We start from the raw sequence: 18,453 nt of genomic DNA on the forward strand, positions 1-18,453 counted from the left end.
AAAGGACAGAAAAATGCCAGAAGGCCCGGAGATCCGCCGCGCGGCGGATAGCCTCGAGGCGGCGATAAAGGGCAAACCGCTGACGGAGGTCTGGTTTGCTTTTCCTCAACTGAAACCGTTTGAATCACAGCTGGTGGGGCAGTCGGTAACGCATATTGAAACGCGCGGCAAAGCGTTGCTCACGCACTTTTCCCATAACCTGACGTTATATAGCCACAACCAGCTTTACGGCGTGTGGCGCGTGGTGGAGGCGGGTGAACAGCCGCAAACGACCCGCGTGCTGCGCGTCAGGCTGCAAACGGCGGATAAGGCGATCCTGCTCTATAGCGCCTCTGATATCGAAATGTTAACGCCTGAGCAGTTGCTCACGCACCCGTTCTTACAGCGGGTTGGGCCGGACGTGCTGGATATGCGCCTGACGGCGAGCGACGTGAAGGCCCGGCTGCTATCGCCCACATTCCGCAACCGGCAGTTTTCCGGCCTGTTCCTTGACCAGGCCTTTCTCGCCGGGCTTGGCAACTACCTACGGGTGGAGATCCTCTGGGAAGTCGGGCTGGCACCGCAGCACAAAGCTTCTCAGCTGAGCGATGAACAGCTGGAGGCGCTGTCCCACGCGCTGCTGGACATCCCGCGGCTGTCGTACAACACGCGTGGCATCGTAGATGAAAACAAGCACCACGGGGCGCTGTTCCGGTTCAAGGTGTTTCATCGGGCGGGGAAGAAGTGCGAGCGGTGCGGCGGGATTATCGACAGGATTATGCTCTCTTCGAGACCCTTTTACTGGTGTCCACATTGTCAAAAATAAAAAAGCCGGGTGGCGGCTACGCCTTACCCGGCCTACGTTTCGCATTTGTAGGCCCGGTAAGCGGTAGCGCCACCGGGCTTAACTTTTAGCGCTTCAGGTCAGACTTAAAATCACGCTGCTCGTAGCCGGTATACAGCTGACGAGGACGGGCGATCTTCATGCCTTCGCTGTGCATTTCGTTCCAGTGCGCAATCCAGCCTACGGTACGCGCCATGGCGAAGATCACGGTGAACATGGAAGACGGAATGCCCATCGCTTTCAGAATAATGCCAGAGTAGAAATCGACGTTCGGGTAGAGTTTCTTCTCGATGAAGTACGGGTCGTTCAGCGCGATGTGTTCCAGCTCCATCGCCACTTCCAGCAGGTCATCTTTGGTACCCAGCTCTTTCAGCACTTCGTGGCAGGTTTCACGCATCACGGTGGCGCGCGGGTCATAGTTTTTGTAAACACGGTGACCGAAGCCCATCAGGCGGAAGGAGTCATTCTTGTCTTTCGCGCGACGCACGAACTCAGGAATGTGCTCAACGGTGCTGATCTCTTCCAGCATCTTCAGCGCCGCTTCGTTGGCGCCGCCGTGCGCCGGTCCCCACAGGGAGGCGATGCCCGCAGCGATACAGGCGAACGGGTTCGCGCCTGAAGAGCCTGCGGTACGAACGGTTGAGGTCGAGGCGTTCTGTTCGTGGTCAGCATGCAGGATCAGAATACGGTCCATCGCGCGTTCCAGAACCGGGTTCACTTCGTACTCTTCGCACGGCGTGGAGAACATCATGCGCAGGAAGTTGCCCGCGTAGGAGAGGTCGTTACGCGGATACACAAACGGCTGGCCGATGGAGTATTTGTAACACATCGCCGCCATGGTAGGCATTTTGGACAGCAGACGGTAAGCGGCGATTTCACGGTGACGCGGGTTATTCACGTCAAGGGAGTCGTGGTAGAACGCGGCCAGCGCACCGGTAATCCCGCACATCACCGCCATTGGGTGAGAGTCACGACGGAACGCATGGAACAGACGGGTAATCTGCTCATGGATCATGGTGTGACGGGTCACGGTGGTTTTAAATTCATCGAACTGGGCCTGCGTCGGTTTTTCGCCGTTCAGCAGGATGTAGCACACTTCCAGATAGTTGGATTCGGTGGCTAACTGATCGATAGGGAAGCCGCGATGGAGCAGGATACCTTCGTCACCGTCGATAAAGGTGATTTTGGATTCGCAAGATGCGGTAGAGGTAAATCCAGGGTCAAAGGTGAATACCCCTTTGGAACCCAGCGTACGGATATCAATAACATCCTGACCGAGCGTGCCTTTTAGCACATCCAGTTCAATAGCAGTGTCACCATTTAGGGTGAGCGTTGCCTTTGTATCAGCCATTTACGGTCTCCTTAGCGCCTTATGCTTAAGACTGCGCTTTACCGGATTTGCTTTCAGCTGTTAATCACCGTTACCAGATTGTTATTTGGCTTACCGCTCAGCTCACGAGGACAAACCAGGGTACAGAGCTATGGCGCCTTGCAGGTAAACGAATGAAATATCAGTGAAACAACAGCAAATCAGCGTTTTTGCAGTCCGAATTATTCAAACCTGTATATCACTAATAACTGTCCTGATAACTTCGGTCAATACCATCACACTGTTACATAACTATTTGTCAGGTGAAAGAGAGACCTCATAACTTTTGCGCATTATATGCCTTTTCTGATGACGTTTGTAACAATATTGTTTAACATTTGTCAAATCAGATGATTAAAAATTAAAAAGATGTTGTTATCGTGACCCTGATCACTGTTCCAGAGAAAACCCGACAAACTGTATGTAGGTTAATTGTAATGATTTTGTGAACGGCCTATACTGCCGCCAGGTCTCCGGAACACCCTGCAATCCCGAGCCACCCAGCGTTGTAATGTGTCGTTTAAGCATCTGGAAGCACTGTTTTGCATGACGCGCAGTTATAGAAAAGGAACGCTGTCTGACCCGCATCGCAGTCCGGAGGAAGGAAACAATAAGAACAGCATGTGGGCGTTATTCATGATAAGAAATGTGAAAAAACAAAGACCTGTCAATCTGGATCTCAAAACGATCCGGTTCCCCGTAACAGCAATAGCGTCCATTCTGCACCGTGTTTCTGGTGTGATTACGTTTGTGGCGGTCGGTATTCTGCTGTGGTTACTGGGCACCAGCCTCTCTTCCCCTGAAGGATTCCTCCAGGCCTCTGCCATCATGAACAGCTTCTTCGTGAAATTCATCATGTGGGGCATTCTGACCGCGCTGGCGTACCACGTTGTGGTGGGTGTTCGCCATATGCTGATGGACTTTGGCTATCTGGAAGAGACCTTCGAAGCCGGGAAACGCTCCGCTAACATTTCATTTGTGATTACAGTCGTGCTTTCACTTCTCGCAGGAGTTCTCGTATGGTAAGCAACGCCTCCGCATTAGGACGCAACGGCGTACATGACTTCATTCTGGTCCGTGCTACCGCCATCGTTCTCACCCTCTACATCATCTATATGATCGGTTTCTTCGCGACCAGCGGCACGCTGACGTGGGAAATCTGGAGTGGGTTCTTCGGATCCGCCTTCACCAAAGTGTTCACCCTGCTGGCCCTTTTCTCCATCCTTATTCATGCCTGGATTGGCATGTGGCAGGTGTTGACCGATTACGTTAAACCGCTGGCGATTCGCCTCCCGCTGCAGCTGGCCATTGTGGTTGCACTGGTGGTTTACGTTATTTATGGATTCGTTGTGGTGTGGGGTGTGTAATGAAACTGCCAGTCAGAGAATTTGATGCTGTTGTGATTGGTGCCGGTGGCGCAGGTATGCGTGCCGCACTGCAAATTTCCCAGAGTGGCCAGAGCTGTGCGCTGCTCTCTAAAGTCTTCCCAACCCGTTCCCATACTGTGTCTGCGCAGGGCGGTATTACCGTTGCGCTGGGTAACTCCCATGAAGATAACTGGGAATGGCACATGTATGACACGGTAAAAGGTTCCGATTACATCGGCGACCAGGATGCCATCGAATATATGTGTAAAACCGGCCCGGAAGCGATTCTGGAGCTGGACCACATGGGTCTGCCGTTCTCCCGTCTGGAAAATGGCACCATCTATCAGCGTCCGTTTGGCGGCCAGTCGAAAAACTTCGGCGGCGAGCAGGCGGCACGCACCGCGGCGGCGGCTGACCGTACCGGTCACGCGCTGCTGCACACCCTGTATCAGCAGAACCTGAAAAACCACACCACCATCTTCTCCGAATGGTATGCGCTGGATCTGGTGAAAAACGCCGATGGCGCCATCGTTGGTTGTACCGCGCTGTGCATCGAAACCGGTGAAGTGGTCTACTTCAAAGCCCGCGCAACCGTGCTGGCGACCGGCGGTGCAGGCCGTATTTACCAGTCCACCACCAACGCCCACATCAACACCGGTGACGGTGTCGGTATGGCTATCCGCGCGGGCGTGCCGGTGCAGGATATGGAGATGTGGCAGTTCCACCCAACCGGTATCGCCGGTGCAGGCGTGCTGGTAACAGAAGGCTGCCGTGGTGAAGGTGGCTACCTGCTGAATAAACACGGCGAGCGCTTCATGGAGCGTTATGCCCCGAATGCGAAAGACCTGGCGGGTCGTGACGTGGTGGCGCGTTCCATCATGATCGAAATCCGTGAAGGCCGCGGCTGTGACGGCCCTTGGGGTCCACACGCCAAGCTGAAGCTCGACCACCTGGGTAAAGAAGTGCTGGAATCCCGTCTGCCGGGCATTCTGGAACTGTCCCGCACCTTCGCGCACGTCGATCCGGTGAAAGAGCCGATTCCGGTTATCCCAACCTGCCACTACATGATGGGCGGTATTCCGACCAAAGTGACCGGTCAGGCGCTGACCGTGAACGAGCAGGGCGAAGACGTGGTCATTCCTGGCCTGTTCGCGGTGGGCGAAATTGCCTGCGTATCCGTACACGGCGCAAACCGTCTGGGCGGCAACTCGCTGCTGGACCTGGTGGTGTTTGGTCGCGCAGTGGGTCTGCATCTGCAGGAATCCATTGCCGAGCAGGGCGCGCTGCGTGACGCGACCGACGACGAAATTGATGCCTCTCTTGAGCGCCTCAACCGCTGGAACGGCAACCGTAACGGCGAAGATCCGGTGGAAATCCGTAAAGCGCTGCAGGAGTGCATGCAGCACAACTTCTCGGTATTCCGCGAAGGCGACGCGATGGCAAAAGGTCTTGAGCAGCTGAAAGCGATCCGCGAGCGTCTGAAAAATGCCCGTCTGGACGACACCTCCAGCGAGTTCAACACCCAGCGCGTTGAGTGCCTGGAGCTGGATAACCTGATGGAAACCGCGTTCGCGACCGCGATGTCGGCAAACTTCCGTACCGAAAGCCGTGGCGCCCATAGCCGCTTCGACTTCCCGGAGCGTGATGACGAAAACTGGCTGTGCCATTCCCTGTATCTGCCAGAGTCGGAAACCATGACGCGTCGTAGCGTCAACATGGAACCGAAACTGCGTCCGGCGTTCCCGCCGAAGATTCGTACTTACTAATGCGGAGACAGGATAATGAAACTCGAATTCTCAGTTTATCGTTATAACCCGGATGTTGATGACGCTCCGCGCATGCAGGACTACACCCTGGAAGCGGAAGAAGGTCGCGACATGATGCTGCTGGATGCCTTAATCCAGCTGAAAGAAAAAGATCCAACCCTCTCGTTCCGTCGCTCCTGCCGTGAAGGGGTGTGTGGTTCTGACGGTGTGAACATGAACGGCAAAAATGGCCTGGCCTGCATCACGCCAATTTCAGCGTTGCAGCGTCCTGGTCAGAAAATTGTTATCCGTCCTCTGCCAGGCCTGCCGGTCGTGCGTGATTTGGTGGTAGACATGGGGCAATTCTATGCACAATATGAGAAGATTAAGCCTTACTTATTGAATAATGGGCAAAATCCACCGGCTCGTGAGCACTTACAGTCTCCTGAGCAGCGTGAAAAACTCGATGGTCTGTACGAGTGTATTCTCTGCGCATGCTGTTCTACGTCCTGCCCGTCGTTCTGGTGGAACCCGGACAAGTTTATCGGCCCGGCCGGTCTGCTGGCTGCCTATCGTTTCCTGATCGATAGCCGCGACACCGAAACCGACAGCCGTCTGGAAGGACTGAGTGACGCTTTCAGCGTATTCCGCTGCCATAGCATCATGAACTGCGTCAGTGTGTGTCCGAAGGGGCTGAACCCGACGCGCGCCATCGGCCATATTAAGTCGATGCTGCTGCAGCGCAGTGCGTAAGTAACGTTGCCGGATGGTGCTGCGCTTATCCGGCCTACGAAACTGTAGGCCCGGTAAGCGTAGCGCCACCGGGCAAAATGCAGAAACCTTTAAAAACTGCCCTGTACTACCCTGAAGTCCAGACAGTTTCTAAAGGTTCCTTCGCGGGCCAAATGAAAAGAGCTCGCAGGTGAACCCCGGCACGTACACGTGGTGTGCGTGGTAGTTTCTACGGCGAAAGTAAGCATAAAAATGCTTAAGGGATCACGATGCAGAACGGCGCAATGAAAGCCTGGCTGGACTCTTCTTACCTCTCTGGTGCCAACCAGAGCTGGATAGAACAGCTCTATGAAGACTTCTTAACCGATCCTGACTCAGTGGACGCAAACTGGCGTTCCATGTTCCAGCAGTTGCCTGGTACAGGGGTCAAACCGGATCAATTCCATTCCAAAACACGTGATTATTTCCGTCGTCTGGCGAAGGATGCCTCACGTTACTCTTCTGCGATTTCCGACCCTGACACCAATGCGAAGCAGGTTAAAGTCCTGCAGCTTATCAACGCTTATCGCTTCCGTGGTCACCAGCATGCGAATCTCGATCCGCTGGGACTGTGGAAACAAGACCGTGTGGCCGATCTCGATCCGGCGTATCACGATCTGACCGAGGCCGATTTCCAGGAAAGCTTTAACGTAGGTTCCTTTGCCATCGGCAAAGACACGATGAAGCTGGGCGATCTGATTGACGCGCTCAAGCAAATCTACTGCGGCTCCATCGGCGCGGAATACATGCACATTACCTCTACCGAAGAGAAGCGCTGGATCCAGCAGCGCATCGAATCCGTAGCGGGCCACGCGACCTTCTCGGCTGACGAGAAAAAACGCTTCCTCAGCGAACTGACCGCAGCGGAAGGCCTTGAGCGCTATCTGGGCGCGAAGTTCCCGGGCGCAAAACGCTTCTCGCTGGAAGGCGGTGACGCCCTGGTGCCGATGCTGAAAGAGCTGATTCGTCACGCAGGCAAGAGCGGCACCCGTGAAGTGGTGCTGGGCATGGCACACCGTGGTCGTCTGAACGTACTGGTCAACGTGCTGGGTAAAAAACCGCAGGACCTGTTCGACGAATTCGCGGGCAAACATAAAGAACACCTCGGCACCGGCGACGTGAAGTACCACATGGGCTTCTCGTCAGATATCGAAACCGAAGGCGGTCTGGTTCACCTGGCGCTGGCGTTTAACCCGTCGCACCTCGAGATCGTCAGCCCGGTGGTTATCGGTTCCGTGCGCGCGCGTCTGGATCGTCTGGACGAGCCGAGCAGCAACAAAGTTCTGCCAATCACCATCCACGGTGATGCGGCGGTGACAGGGCAGGGCGTGGTGCAGGAAACCCTGAACATGTCCAAAGCGCGTGGTTACGAAGTGGGCGGTACCGTTCGCATCGTGATCAACAACCAGGTGGGCTTCACCACCTCTAACCCGCTTGACGCACGTTCTACCCCGTACTGCACCGACATCGGTAAGATGGTTCAGGCGCCGATCTTCCACGTTAACGCGGATGACCCGGAAGCCGTGGCTTTCGTGACCCGTCTGGCGCTGGACTTCCGTAACACCTTCAAACGCGATGTGTTCATTGACCTCTTCTGCTACCGCCGTCACGGCCACAACGAAGCGGATGAGCCAAGTGCAACCCAGCCGCTGATGTACCAGAAAATCAAAAAACACCCGACGCCGCGCAAAATCTATGCTGACAAGCTGGAAAGCGACAAAGTGGCGACGCTGGAAGATGCGACCGAAATGGTCAACCTCTACCGCGACGCGCTGGACGCGGGTGAATGCGTAGTGAAAGAGCTGCGCCCGATGAACATGCACTCCTTTACCTGGTCGCCGTACCTCAACCACGAGTGGGATGAGAGCTATCCGAACAAGGTGGAGATGAAGCGCCTGCAGGAGCTGGCTAAACGCATCAGCACCGTGCCGGACGCTATCGAGATGCAGTCTCGCGTGGCGAAAATTTATGCTGACCGTCAGGCCATGGCGGCAGGCGAGAAGCTGTTCGACTGGGGCGGCGCGGAAACGCTGGCTTACGCGACGCTGGTTGACGAAGGCATTCCTGTTCGTCTGTCCGGTGAAGATGCGGGCCGTGGCACCTTCTTCCACCGTCACGCGGTGGTTCACAACCAGTCCAACGGTTCAACTTACACCCCGCTGCAGCACGTGCACAACGGTCAGGGCCAGTTCAAGGTCTGGGACTCCGTGCTGTCTGAAGAAGCGGTACTGGCTTTCGAATACGGTTACGCCACGGCAGAACCGCGCACCCTGACCATCTGGGAAGCGCAGTTCGGCGACTTCGCCAACGGTGCGCAGGTGGTTATCGACCAGTTCATCTCCTCCGGCGAGCAGAAATGGGGCCGTATGTGTGGCCTGGTGATGCTGCTGCCGCACGGCTATGAAGGCCAGGGTCCGGAGCACTCCTCCGCGCGTCTGGAACGTTATCTGCAGCTCTGCGCGGAGCAGAACATGCAGGTTTGCGTGCCGTCGACCCCGGCGCAGGTTTACCACATGCTGCGTCGTCAGGCGCTGCGCGGTATGCGTCGTCCGCTGGTGGTTATGTCGCCGAAATCCCTGCTGCGTCACCCGCTGGCGGTGTCCAGCCTGGAAGAGCTGGCGAACGGTACCTTCCTGCCGGCCATCGGTGAAATTGACGAGCTGGATCCGCAGGCCGTGAAGCGTGTAGTGATGTGTTCTGGTAAGGTTTATTACGACCTGCTGGAACAGCGCCGTAAGAACGATCAGAAAGATGTCGCCATCGTGCGTATCGAACAGCTTTATCCGTTCCCGCACCAGGCGGTGCAGGAAGCGCTGAAACCGTACGCTCACGTTCATGATTTTGTCTGGTGCCAGGAAGAGCCGCTCAACCAGGGCGCATGGTACTGCAGCCAGCATCATTTCCGTGAAGTGATTCCATTTGGGTCAGCCCTGCGCTATGCAGGTCGCCCGGCCTCCGCCTCTCCGGCGGTAGGGTATATGTCCGTTCACCAGAAGCAGCAACAAGATCTGGTCAATGACGCGCTGAACGTCGATTAATTAAAGGATACATAATGAGTAGCGTAGATATTCTTGTTCCCGACCTGCCTGAATCTGTAGCAGATGCGACCGTCGCTACCTGGCACAAAAAACCAGGCGATGCCGTTAAGCGCGATGAAGTGCTGGTAGAAATCGAAACTGACAAAGTGGTACTGGAAGTACCGGCTTCGGCGGATGGCGTTCTTGACGCGGTGCTGGAAGATGAAGGCACCACCGTCACCTCTCGTCAGATCCTGGGTCGCCTGCGTGAAGGCAACAGCGCGGGCAAAGAGTCCAGCGCGAAATCTGAAGAGAAAGCCTCTACGCCAGCGCAGCGCCAGCAGGCCTCTCTGGAAGAGCAGTCTAATGACGCCCTCAGCCCGGCGATCCGTCGCCTGCTGGCGGAACACAGCCTTGACCCGGCAGCCATCAAAGGTACCGGTGTAGGCGGTCGTCTGACCCGCGAAGATATCGACAAGCACCTGGCGAAAGCGCCTGCTCAGGCCGAAGCGAAAGCCCCTGTGGCAGCACCGGCAGCACAGCCTGCGCTGGGCGCACGCAGCGAAAAACGCGTGCCGATGACCCGCCTGCGCAAGCGCGTGGCCGAGCGTCTGCTGGAAGCGAAAAACTCCACCGCGATGCTGACTACCTTCAACGAAGTGAACATGAAGCCAATCATGGACCTGCGTAAGCAGTACGGTGACGCGTTTGAAAAACGTCACGGTATCCGTCTGGGCTTTATGTCCTTCTACGTGAAGGCGGTGGTTGAAGCGCTGAAACGCTACCCGGAAGTGAACGCGTCCATTGATGGCGATGACGTGGTTTACCACAACTACTTCGATGTCAGCATGGCGGTTTCGACCCCACGTGGCCTGGTGACCCCGGTTCTGCGTGATGTGGATACCCTGGGTATGGCCGACATCGAGAAAAACATTAAAGAGCTGGCGGTGAAAGGCCGCGACGGCAAGCTGACCGTAGACGACCTGACCGGCGGTAATTTCACCATTACCAACGGCGGCGTCTTCGGCTCGCTGATGTCTACCCCGATCATTAACCCGCCGCAGAGCGCGATCCTGGGTATGCATGCCATCAAAGATCGTCCTATGGCGGTAGACGGTAAAGTTGAGATCCTGCCGATGATGTACCTGGCGCTCTCTTACGACCACCGCCTGATCGACGGCCGCGAGTCCGTGGGCTTCCTGGTAGCCATTAAAGAGCTGCTCGAAGATCCAACGCGTCTGCTGCTGGACGTCTAGTCACGATTTAGCATCACCTGCCCCGTAGACCGGCACACGCTGCGCCGGTCTACAGGTTTGAAGATAACGATTACCCTGAAGGATGGATAGAACACATGAACTTACATGAATATCAGGCCAAACAGCTGTTTGCCCGGTATGGCTTACCGGCTCCGGTGGGTTATGCCTGTACTACCCCGCGTGAAGCAGAAGAAGCCGCATCTAAAATCGGTTCCGGCCCGTGGGTAGTTAAGTGTCAGGTTCACGCTGGTGGCCGTGGTAAAGCGGGCGGTGTGAAGGTTGTTAAGAGCAAAGAAGAGATTCGTGCGTTTGCTGAACATTGGCTCGGCAAGCGTCTGGTAACGTACCAGACAGACGCGAACGGCCAGCCGGTTAACCAGATCCTGGTTGAAGCGGCAACCGATATCGCGAAAGAGCTGTACCTGGGCGCGGTGGTTGACCGTAGCTCCCGTCGCGTGGTGTTCATGGCATCTACCGAAGGCGGCGTGGAAATCGAAAAAGTGGCGGAAGAGACCCCGCACCTGATCCACAAAGTGGCTATCGATCCGCTGGCAGGCCCAATGCCTTACCAGGGTCGCGAGCTGGCGTTCAAACTGGGTCTGGAAGGCAAGCTGGTTCAGCAGTTCACCAAGATCTTCATGGGTCTGGCGACCATTTTCCTGGAGCGCGATCTGGCGCTGATCGAGATCAACCCGCTGGTGATCACGACCCAGGGCGATCTGATCTGCCTCGACGGCAAGCTGGGCGCTGACGGCAACGCGCTGTTCCGCCAGCCGGATCTGCGCGAAATGCGCGACCAGTCTCAGGAAGACCCGCGTGAAGCACAGGCTGCTCAGTGGGAGCTGAACTACGTGGCGCTGGACGGTAACATCGGCTGCATGGTTAACGGTGCGGGCCTGGCGATGGGCACCATGGACATCGTTAAGCTGCACGGCGGCGAGCCAGCGAACTTCCTCGACGTGGGCGGTGGCGCAACCAAAGAGCGCGTAACCGAAGCGTTCAAAATCATTCTCTCCGACGACAACGTGAAGGCCGTTCTGGTTAACATCTTCGGCGGCATCGTCCGTTGCGACCTGATCGCCGACGGTATCATCGGTGCGGTAGAAGAAGTGGGTGTTAACGTTCCGGTGGTTGTGCGTCTGGAAGGTAACAACGCTGAACTCGGCGCGAAAAAACTGGCTGACAGCGGCCTGAATATTATTGCAGCGAAAAGTCTGACGGATGCAGCTCAGCAGGTTGTTGCCGCAGTGGAGGGGAAATAATGTCAGTTTTAATTAATAAAGATACCAAGGTTATCTGCCAGGGCTTCACCGGTAGCCAGGGGACTTTCCACTCCGAACAGGCGATTGCCTACGGCACGCAGATGGTTGGCGGCGTAACGCCAGGTAAAGGCGGCACCACCCACCTGGGCCTGCCGGTGTTCAACACCGTGCGTGAAGCCGTAGAAGCGACGGGCGCAACCGCGACCGTGATCTACGTTCCGGCACCGTTCTGCAAAGACTCTATTCTGGAAGCGATCGACGCAGGCATCAAACTGATCATCACCATCACCGAAGGCATCCCGACGCTGGATATGCTGACCGTGAAGGTGAAGCTGGATGAAGCTGGCGTGCGTATGATCGGCCCGAACTGCCCGGGCGTTATCACCCCGGGCGAATGCAAAATCGGCATCATGCCGGGCCACATTCACAAGCCGGGTAAAGTGGGCATCGTGTCCCGTTCCGGTACCCTGACCTATGAAGCGGTTAAGCAGACCACCGACTACGGTTTCGGCCAGTCCACCTGCGTGGGCATCGGCGGTGACCCGATCCCGGGCTCTAACTTCATCGACATCCTGAAGCTGTTCCAGGAAGATCCACAGACCGAAGCGATCGTGATGATCGGTGAGATCGGTGGTAGCGCGGAAGAAGAAGCGGCTGCTTACATCAAAGAACACGTGACCAAGCCAGTTGTGGGCTACATCGCGGGTGTGACCGCGCCGAAAGGCAAGCGTATGGGTCACGCAGGCGCGATCATCGCCGGTGGCAAAGGTACGGCTGATGAGAAATTCGCAGCGCTGGAAGCCGCAGGCGTGAAGACCGTTCGCAGCCTGGCGGATATCGGCGAAGCACTGAAATCCATCATTAAGTAAGTCCTCTCTGCTCCCCGAAAGGGGGGCGTTGCAGTATAAAAATGTCCGTTTCGACATGGTTGGCCGCTGTAAAGCGGCCTTTTTTATTGCCTGCGTCTGGCGACTAGCGTGAACTTGTAATCATCGGTATTGAACACGTTGCGGCTGTATTCAAATACCCGCCCGTCCTTCAGAAACCCGCGGGAGACTTTTTCCAGGATCGGCTTTGCCGGATCGAGCGACAGCGCGGCGATCGCCTCCTCTGACGGCATGATCGGCACCAGCTCCTGCTCGCTGCGATCGATAGCCAGCTTTTTGATCTGCTCAACGTAGTGGTATTTCGAATTCTCCATCACTTCCCAGGTGAGGTCGGGGAACAGGGCCAGCGGCATCCACGTTTCTTCCAGATTTACCGGTTTTTGTTTGATAAAGCGGACGCGTTTGACGTGCCAGACTTTATCGTCATGAGAGAGATTCAGCTTTTCGGCAAGTTTTGCATCGGCTTTCAGCACTTCGAAAATGCTCACCTCACTGTGGGTATCCACGTTCCGGTCCGCCAGTTTTTCGTAAAACCCGGTGAGCTGGTAAATGTCGTAATTGACGCGCTCTTCTTTTACGTAGGTGCCGCTGCCCTGAATGCTCTCGACGATCTGCTCTTCCGTAAGCAGCTTCAGCGCCTGTCTCACCGTGACGCGACTCACGTTGAATACCTCCTGAAGGCTGGATTCCGTCGGTAACGCATCGCCAGGCTTTAACTCTCCCACACTGATTTTTTCGCGAAGCGCATCGGCTATTTGCCGGTACATCGGTTTGTTACCCATCGAATCTGCCTTTCTAATACCTTTTCATGGAATTATGCCTCCCGCTTAAAATTTGTAAATAATACAACTTAAATACAAATTTTCGTTGTTAGTGAAAATGATCACATAAATGTATTGTATGACCTGCCACAATTGCCGCCAGACAATAACAACGTATGTGTGAGGATCTTATGAACCTGACGACTCTGACCCACACCAGTGCTGTCTGCGTGCAGGCGCACTATGCCAGCCGTGATGAGGCCATTCGCCAGCTTACAATGCGGCTGGTGGCGCTGGGCAAAATTACCGATGGCGATGCATTTTTGGCGGAGGTCTACCGCCGCGAATCTCAGGGGCCAACCGCCCTGGGTGAAGGGCTGGCTGTCCCGCATGGTAAATCGAGCGCGGTGAACGAAGCGGCTTTTGCGGTTGCTACGCTGCGCGAACCGCTGGAGTGGGAGGGGGTGGACGGCCCTGAACGCGTAGAGCTGATCGTCCTGCTTGCCATCCCGCCAGCTGAAGCGGGATCCACGCATATCCAGGTGCTGACGGCGCTGACGTCTCGCCTGGCCGATGATGCCCTCCGGGAACGCGTTATGGCTGCCGGGACGGCAGAGGATCTCCTTGATGCGCTGAACGGTGTCTCGAAGGAAGACGAGGCTGATACGCCGGTGAATGCACCAACCGTCGTCTGTGTCACCGCCTGTCCGGCGGGGATCGCGCATACCTATATGGCCGCAGAGTACCTGGAGAAAGCGGGACGTAAGCTCGGCGTCAACGTGGTGGTCGAAAAGCAGGGGGCGAACGGCATCGAAGGGCGAATTACTGCCCAGCAGTTGCAGGAGGCGAAAGCGTGTATTTTTGCCGCAGAAGTGGCGATCAAAGAGAGCGAGCGCTTTCAGGGGATCCCCGCCATTTACGTGCCCGTTGCGGAACCCCTGCGTCATGCTGAAGCGTTGATTGAGCGCGCGCTGGCGCTAAAGCCTTCTACCGATGCGCGCTATGCTCAGGCCGATACCGAAACGAAAAAGCGCGTTAAAACTGAACTCAAGCAGGCGCTTCTCAGCGGCATCTCTTTTGCGGTGCCGCTGATCGTCGCCGGCGGTACGGTGCTGGCCGTATCGGTACTGCTGGCGCAGATCCTTGGCCTGCAGCACCTGTTTGACCAGGAAAACTCGTGGCTGTGGATGTACCGCAAGCTTGGCGGCGGCATGCTCGGCATTTTGATGGTGCCTGTTCTCTCGGCCTACACCGCCTACTCGCTGGCGGATAAACCCGCGCTGACGCCGGGCTTTGCGGCCGGTCTGGCTGCCAACATGATCGGCTCCGGTTTTCTCGGCGCTATCGTCGGTGGGCTGATCGCGGGCTATCTGATGCGCTGGGTGAAAAACCACATCCGGCTCAGTAGCCGCTACAACGGCTTTCTGACTTTTTATCTCTATCCGGTGATTGGCGTGCTGGGCGCGGGCAGCCTGATGCTGTTTGTGATTGGCGAACCGGTGGCCTGGCTCAATAACACGCTCACCGTCTGGCTTAACGGTCTGTCCGGCGCGAATGCGCTGCTTCTGGGGGCAATCCTCGGGTTTATGTGCTCATTCGATTTGGGTGGCCCGGTCAACAAAGCCTCTTACGCGTTTTGCCTGGGGGCGATGGCGAACGGGGTATACGGTCCCTATGCGATCTTTGCTTCCGTCAAAATGGTCTCAGCCTTCACCGTCACGGCGTCAACGATGCTGGCACCGAAGCTGTTTAAGTCGTTTGAAATTGAAACCGGTAAATCGACCTGGCTGCTCGGCCTCGCGGGCATTACCGAAGGGGCGATTCCGATGGCGATTGAAGACCCGCTTCGCGTCATTGGCTCATTTGTACTCGGATCCATGGTGACGGGCGCGGCTGTCGGTGCGATGGGGATCGGGTTGTCTACGCCGGGGGCCGGGATTTTCTCTCTTTTTTTACTTCACGATGCCGGGTTGGGCGGTGTGGTTGCTGCGGCGGGCTGGTTTGGCGCGGCGCTGGTGGGTACCGCTATCTCCACCCTGGTTCTGCTGCTCTGGCGACGCCAGGCGGTAAAAAAGGGCAACTACGTCACTGAAGACGCCTTATCGTAAAAACGCACAAACAGGAAACGAAGATGAAAGCTGTATCTCGCGTTCATATCACGCCGCATATGCACTGGGACCGTGAGTGGTACTTCACCACCGAAGAGTCGCGTATTCTTCTGGTCAATAATATGGAAGAGATCCTGACCCGGCTGGAGCAGGATGATGAGTACAAATACTATGTTCTCGATGGACAGACGGCTGTTCTGGAGGATTATTTTGCCGTTGTGCCCGAAAACCGCTCTCGCGTGAAGGCGCTTGTCGAGCGCGGAAAGCTGATTATCGGCCCCTGGTATACCCAGACCGATACCACGATCGTGAGCGGCGAGTCGATTGTCCGCAACCTGATGTACGGCATCCGGGATTGTATGGCCTTCGGCGAGCCGATGAAGATCGGCTATCTGCCGGATTCGTTTGGCATGTCCGGCCAGCTTCCGCATATCTATAACGGGTTTGGCATTACCCGCACGATGTTCTGGCGCGGTTGTTCTGAACGCCACGGGACCGATAAAACCGAATTTCTCTGGCAGAGCCAGGACGGCAGTGAAGTGACGGCACAGGTGCTGCCGCTGGGCTACGCGATTGGTAAGTACTTACCGGAGGACGAAGCGGGGCTGCGAAAACGGCTCGACAGCTATTTCGAGGTTCTGGAAAAGGCGTCCGTCACCAAAGCGATTTTGCTGCCCAACGGACACGACCAGATGCCGCTGCAGCAGAACATTTTCGCGGTGATGGAGAAGCTGCGTGAAATCTATCCGCAGCGTCAATTTGTGATGAGCCGGTTTGAGGAGGTCTTTGATCGCATCGACGCGCACCGCGACGATCTGGCGACCTTAAAAGGTGAGTTTATCGACGGGAAATACATGCGCGTGCACCGGACCATCGGCTCCACGCGCATGGATATCAAAATCGCCCATGCGCGTATTGAGAACAAAATTGTCAACATCCTCGAGCCGCTGGCGACGCTTGCCTGGACGCTGGGCTTCAACTACCACCACGGCCTGCTGGAGAAGATGTGGAAAGAGATCCTCAAAAACCACGCTCACGACAGCATCGGCTGCTGCTGCAGCGACAAGGTGCATCGCGAGATTGTCTCCCGCTTTGAACTGGCTGAGGACATGGCAGATAACCTGGCGCGTTTCTATATGCGCAAGATTGTCGACAACATGCCGCAAAGCGATGCCGATAAGCTGGTGATGTTCAACCTGATGCCCTGGCCGCGTGAGGAGGTGATGAACACCACGATTCGACTGCGCGCCAGCCAGTTCCGTCTGCGGGATGACAAAGGCAACGAGATCCCGTATTTCATCCGCAGCGCGCGCGAGCTCGACCCGGGCCTCATTGACCGACAGATTGTTCACTACGGCAATTACGAACCGTTTATGGAGTTTGATATTCAGCTCAGCCAGATATTGCCGTCGATGGGCTACCGTACGCTGTTTATCGAACCTAACGTGGCCGGGAAGGCGCTCTCTCCGGGGGAAAATACCGCCTCCTTACTTGAAAACGCCTTCTGGCAGATTGACGTAAATGACGACGGTTCGCTGCGCCTGCGCGACAAAGAAACCGGGCTTATTTATGACCGCGTGCTGGAAATCGAAGAGAGCTCGGATGATGGCGATGAGTACGACTACTCGCCTTCGCGGGAAGAGTGGAGACTCACTTCCGCGCAGGGCGAGCATGAATTTGAGGTTACGCATGAAGGCTGGCAGAGCAGGGCAGTTATCCGCCATCGAATCGCCGTTCCGGCAAACCTGGCGGAACGCGCGGCGCGCCAGCGAAACGGCTATCTCGACGCTGAATTTGAAATTACGCTAAGCCGCAACAGCAGACGCATTGACGTGGCGGTGCGCCTGGATAATCAGGCCGACGACCACCGCGTTCGCGTGCTCATCCCAACGCCGTTTGCGACCCGGGAGGTGTTAGCGGATACGCAGTTTGGCACGATCTCTCGTCCGGTGCAGGACGCGGCGATGCAAAACTGGCAGGAGGAGGGGTGGAAAGAAGCGCCGGTTCCCGTCTGGAATTTACTCAGCTACGCCGTCCTGCAGGAAAAACGAAACGGGCTTGCGCTATTTACCGAGGGGCTGCGTGAATTTGAAGTCGTGGGCGATGAACAAAAAGCATTTGCTCTGACCTTGCTGCGCGGCGTGGGGGTACTCGGCAAAGAAGATCTGCTCCTGCGCCCCGGCAGACCATCCGGTATTAAAATGCCGGTCCCGGACGCTCAGGTGCGTGGTCCGCTAAGCTGCCGCTTTAGCCTCTTCAGCTTCAGCGGCACGCCGGAAAACGCGGGTGTCGCGCAGCAGGCTCAATCGTGGTTAACGCCGGTGCAGTGTTATAACAAGATCCCGTGGGATGCAATGAAGCTGAATCGCGCGTCGTTGACCACGCCGGAAAGTTACAGCCTGTTAGCGCTTTCGCCAACGGGATGCGTACTCAGTGCGATCAAAAAAGCGGAAGATCGTGATGAGCTCATTCTTCGTCTGTTCAACCCTTCACAGTCCAGCGCATGTGACGCGACGCTATCCGTCAATCCAGCGGTGAAGCGGTGCTGCGAAACGGACATGAATGAACGGCAGATGGACCACGGTGAAGACGAAGGGATTGTCGGGGCGTTCAGACCGGGACAGTCGCGAACCTTTAGCCTTCTTCTTGCCTGAGAACCGCTGATATCATTAAAAGGCTGCACTGTTTGCGGCCTTTTTCATTAAATAGTCACGCCGCGGTGTTAAGTTATGGGGTGACAAAAGTAAAATAAATGTAATTACGAAGGGTTGCATAAATACCATGGAAAAATAACCCGGCCCGGCTATGCTTTATTGTTTGCCGCGCATCGAAATGAGGCTTTTGTTTCGCGTTAATTAAAATCACTTCTGTTTATATTTTTTTTCGTCTTCGATAACCAATCACATCTTTACATGCACATATCATTAACATGGCTTTTACCATTCTCACCACGATTAAACATAGTTAAGGAAGTTGCGATTAAGTGGTCCGCAGCTCCCGATATGACGCCCCAAACCGTCCTTTATCGACGTCCTGTGGCTCAATTTTCCAATTTTCAGCCCAAAATCGTCTCTTCGTGGCTGATTT

Annotated in this window: 13 protein-coding genes; 11 read left to right on the forward strand and 2 right to left on the reverse strand. The window is 55.9% G+C overall.

The annotated features are described in order from the left end of the window. The first annotated feature begins 13 nt into the window (after window positions 1-13). Window positions 14-805, forward strand: a complete 792-nt coding sequence (gene nei / locus ACOTXT_RS10405; protein ID WP_021241018.1) for an endonuclease VIII — start codon at window positions 14-16, stop codon at window positions 803-805. A gap of 85 nt (window positions 806-890) precedes the next feature. Here nei and ACOTXT_RS10410 read toward each other — a convergent pair whose 3' ends face one another. Further along, entirely contained in the window at window positions 891-2,174 is a 1,284-nt protein-coding gene (locus ACOTXT_RS10410) for a citrate synthase (protein WP_008501086.1), read from the reverse strand. Between the two features lie 639 nt (window positions 2,175-2,813). Here ACOTXT_RS10410 and sdhC point away from each other — a divergent pair. The 8 genes from sdhC to sucD all read left to right on the forward strand — a co-directional run bounded on the left by sdhC (window position 2,814) and on the right by sucD (window position 12,479). Then, window positions 2,814-3,218: a succinate dehydrogenase cytochrome b556 subunit gene (gene sdhC / locus ACOTXT_RS10415; RefSeq protein WP_020684965.1), complete on the forward strand. Its 405-nt coding sequence runs from the start codon at window positions 2,814-2,816 to the stop codon at window positions 3,216-3,218. Beyond that, window positions 3,212-3,559 (forward strand): succinate dehydrogenase membrane anchor subunit, encoded by a 348-nt coding sequence (sdhD, locus tag ACOTXT_RS10420; RefSeq protein WP_008501088.1) that lies wholly within the window; start codon window positions 3,212-3,214, stop codon window positions 3,557-3,559. The genes sdhC and sdhD overlap by 7 nt, the downstream gene beginning before the upstream one ends. After that, a complete protein-coding gene (gene sdhA / locus ACOTXT_RS10425; protein WP_008501089.1) occupies window positions 3,559-5,325 on the forward strand; it encodes a succinate dehydrogenase flavoprotein subunit in 1,767 nt (588 codons plus the stop codon). Before sdhD ends, sdhA begins: the two co-directional genes overlap by 1 nt. 15 nt (window positions 5,326-5,340) lie before the next feature. Beyond that, window positions 5,341-6,057, forward strand: coding sequence for a succinate dehydrogenase iron-sulfur subunit SdhB (sdhB, locus tag ACOTXT_RS10430; protein ID WP_008501090.1), 717 nt, complete (start codon window positions 5,341-5,343; stop codon window positions 6,055-6,057). A 248-nt stretch (window positions 6,058-6,305) separates the two neighbouring features. Then, entirely contained in the window at window positions 6,306-9,113 is a 2,808-nt protein-coding gene (gene sucA / locus ACOTXT_RS10435) for a 2-oxoglutarate dehydrogenase E1 component (RefSeq protein WP_333163603.1), read from the forward strand. A 14-nt stretch (window positions 9,114-9,127) separates the two neighbouring features. Further along, window positions 9,128-10,348 carry a 2-oxoglutarate dehydrogenase complex dihydrolipoyllysine-residue succinyltransferase gene (gene odhB / locus ACOTXT_RS10440; RefSeq protein ID WP_041910762.1) on the forward strand — a complete coding sequence of 407 codons (1,221 nt, stop codon included), beginning with the start codon at window positions 9,128-9,130 and terminating at the stop codon, window positions 10,346-10,348. A gap of 95 nt (window positions 10,349-10,443) precedes the next feature. Next, complete coding sequence (sucC, locus tag ACOTXT_RS10445; protein ID WP_006809579.1) at window positions 10,444-11,610, forward strand: ADP-forming succinate--CoA ligase subunit beta; 1,167 nt, start codon at window positions 10,444-10,446, stop codon at window positions 11,608-11,610. Further along, window positions 11,610-12,479: a succinate--CoA ligase subunit alpha gene (gene sucD, locus ACOTXT_RS10450; protein ID WP_008501094.1), complete on the forward strand. Its 870-nt coding sequence runs from the start codon at window positions 11,610-11,612 to the stop codon at window positions 12,477-12,479. The genes sucC and sucD overlap by 1 nt, the downstream gene beginning before the upstream one ends. An 83-nt stretch (window positions 12,480-12,562) precedes the next feature. Here the strand turns inward: sucD and ACOTXT_RS10455 are convergent, their stop codons facing one another. After that, window positions 12,563-13,279, reverse strand: coding sequence for a GntR family transcriptional regulator (locus ACOTXT_RS10455; RefSeq protein WP_333163607.1), 717 nt, complete (start codon window positions 13,277-13,279; stop codon window positions 12,563-12,565). Window positions 13,280-13,449: 170 nt separating this feature from the next. On the opposite strand from ACOTXT_RS10455, the gene mngA reads away from it, so the two are divergent. Continuing rightward, complete coding sequence (gene mngA / locus ACOTXT_RS10460) at window positions 13,450-15,366, forward strand: PTS 2-O-a-mannosyl-D-glycerate transporter subunit IIABC (RefSeq protein ID WP_333163610.1); 1,917 nt, start codon at window positions 13,450-13,452, stop codon at window positions 15,364-15,366. A 23-nt stretch (window positions 15,367-15,389) separates the two neighbouring features. After that, a complete protein-coding gene (gene mngB / locus ACOTXT_RS10465; RefSeq protein WP_333163613.1) occupies window positions 15,390-18,020 on the forward strand; it encodes a mannosylglycerate hydrolase in 2,631 nt (876 codons plus the stop codon). Window positions 18,021-18,453 lie beyond the last annotated feature (433 nt).

It is taken from the genome of Enterobacter cloacae complex sp. IR5422, from assembly GCF_049238165.1.
In the GTDB taxonomy this organism is placed as follows: Bacteria; Pseudomonadota; Gammaproteobacteria; order Enterobacterales; family Enterobacteriaceae; genus Enterobacter; species Enterobacter roggenkampii.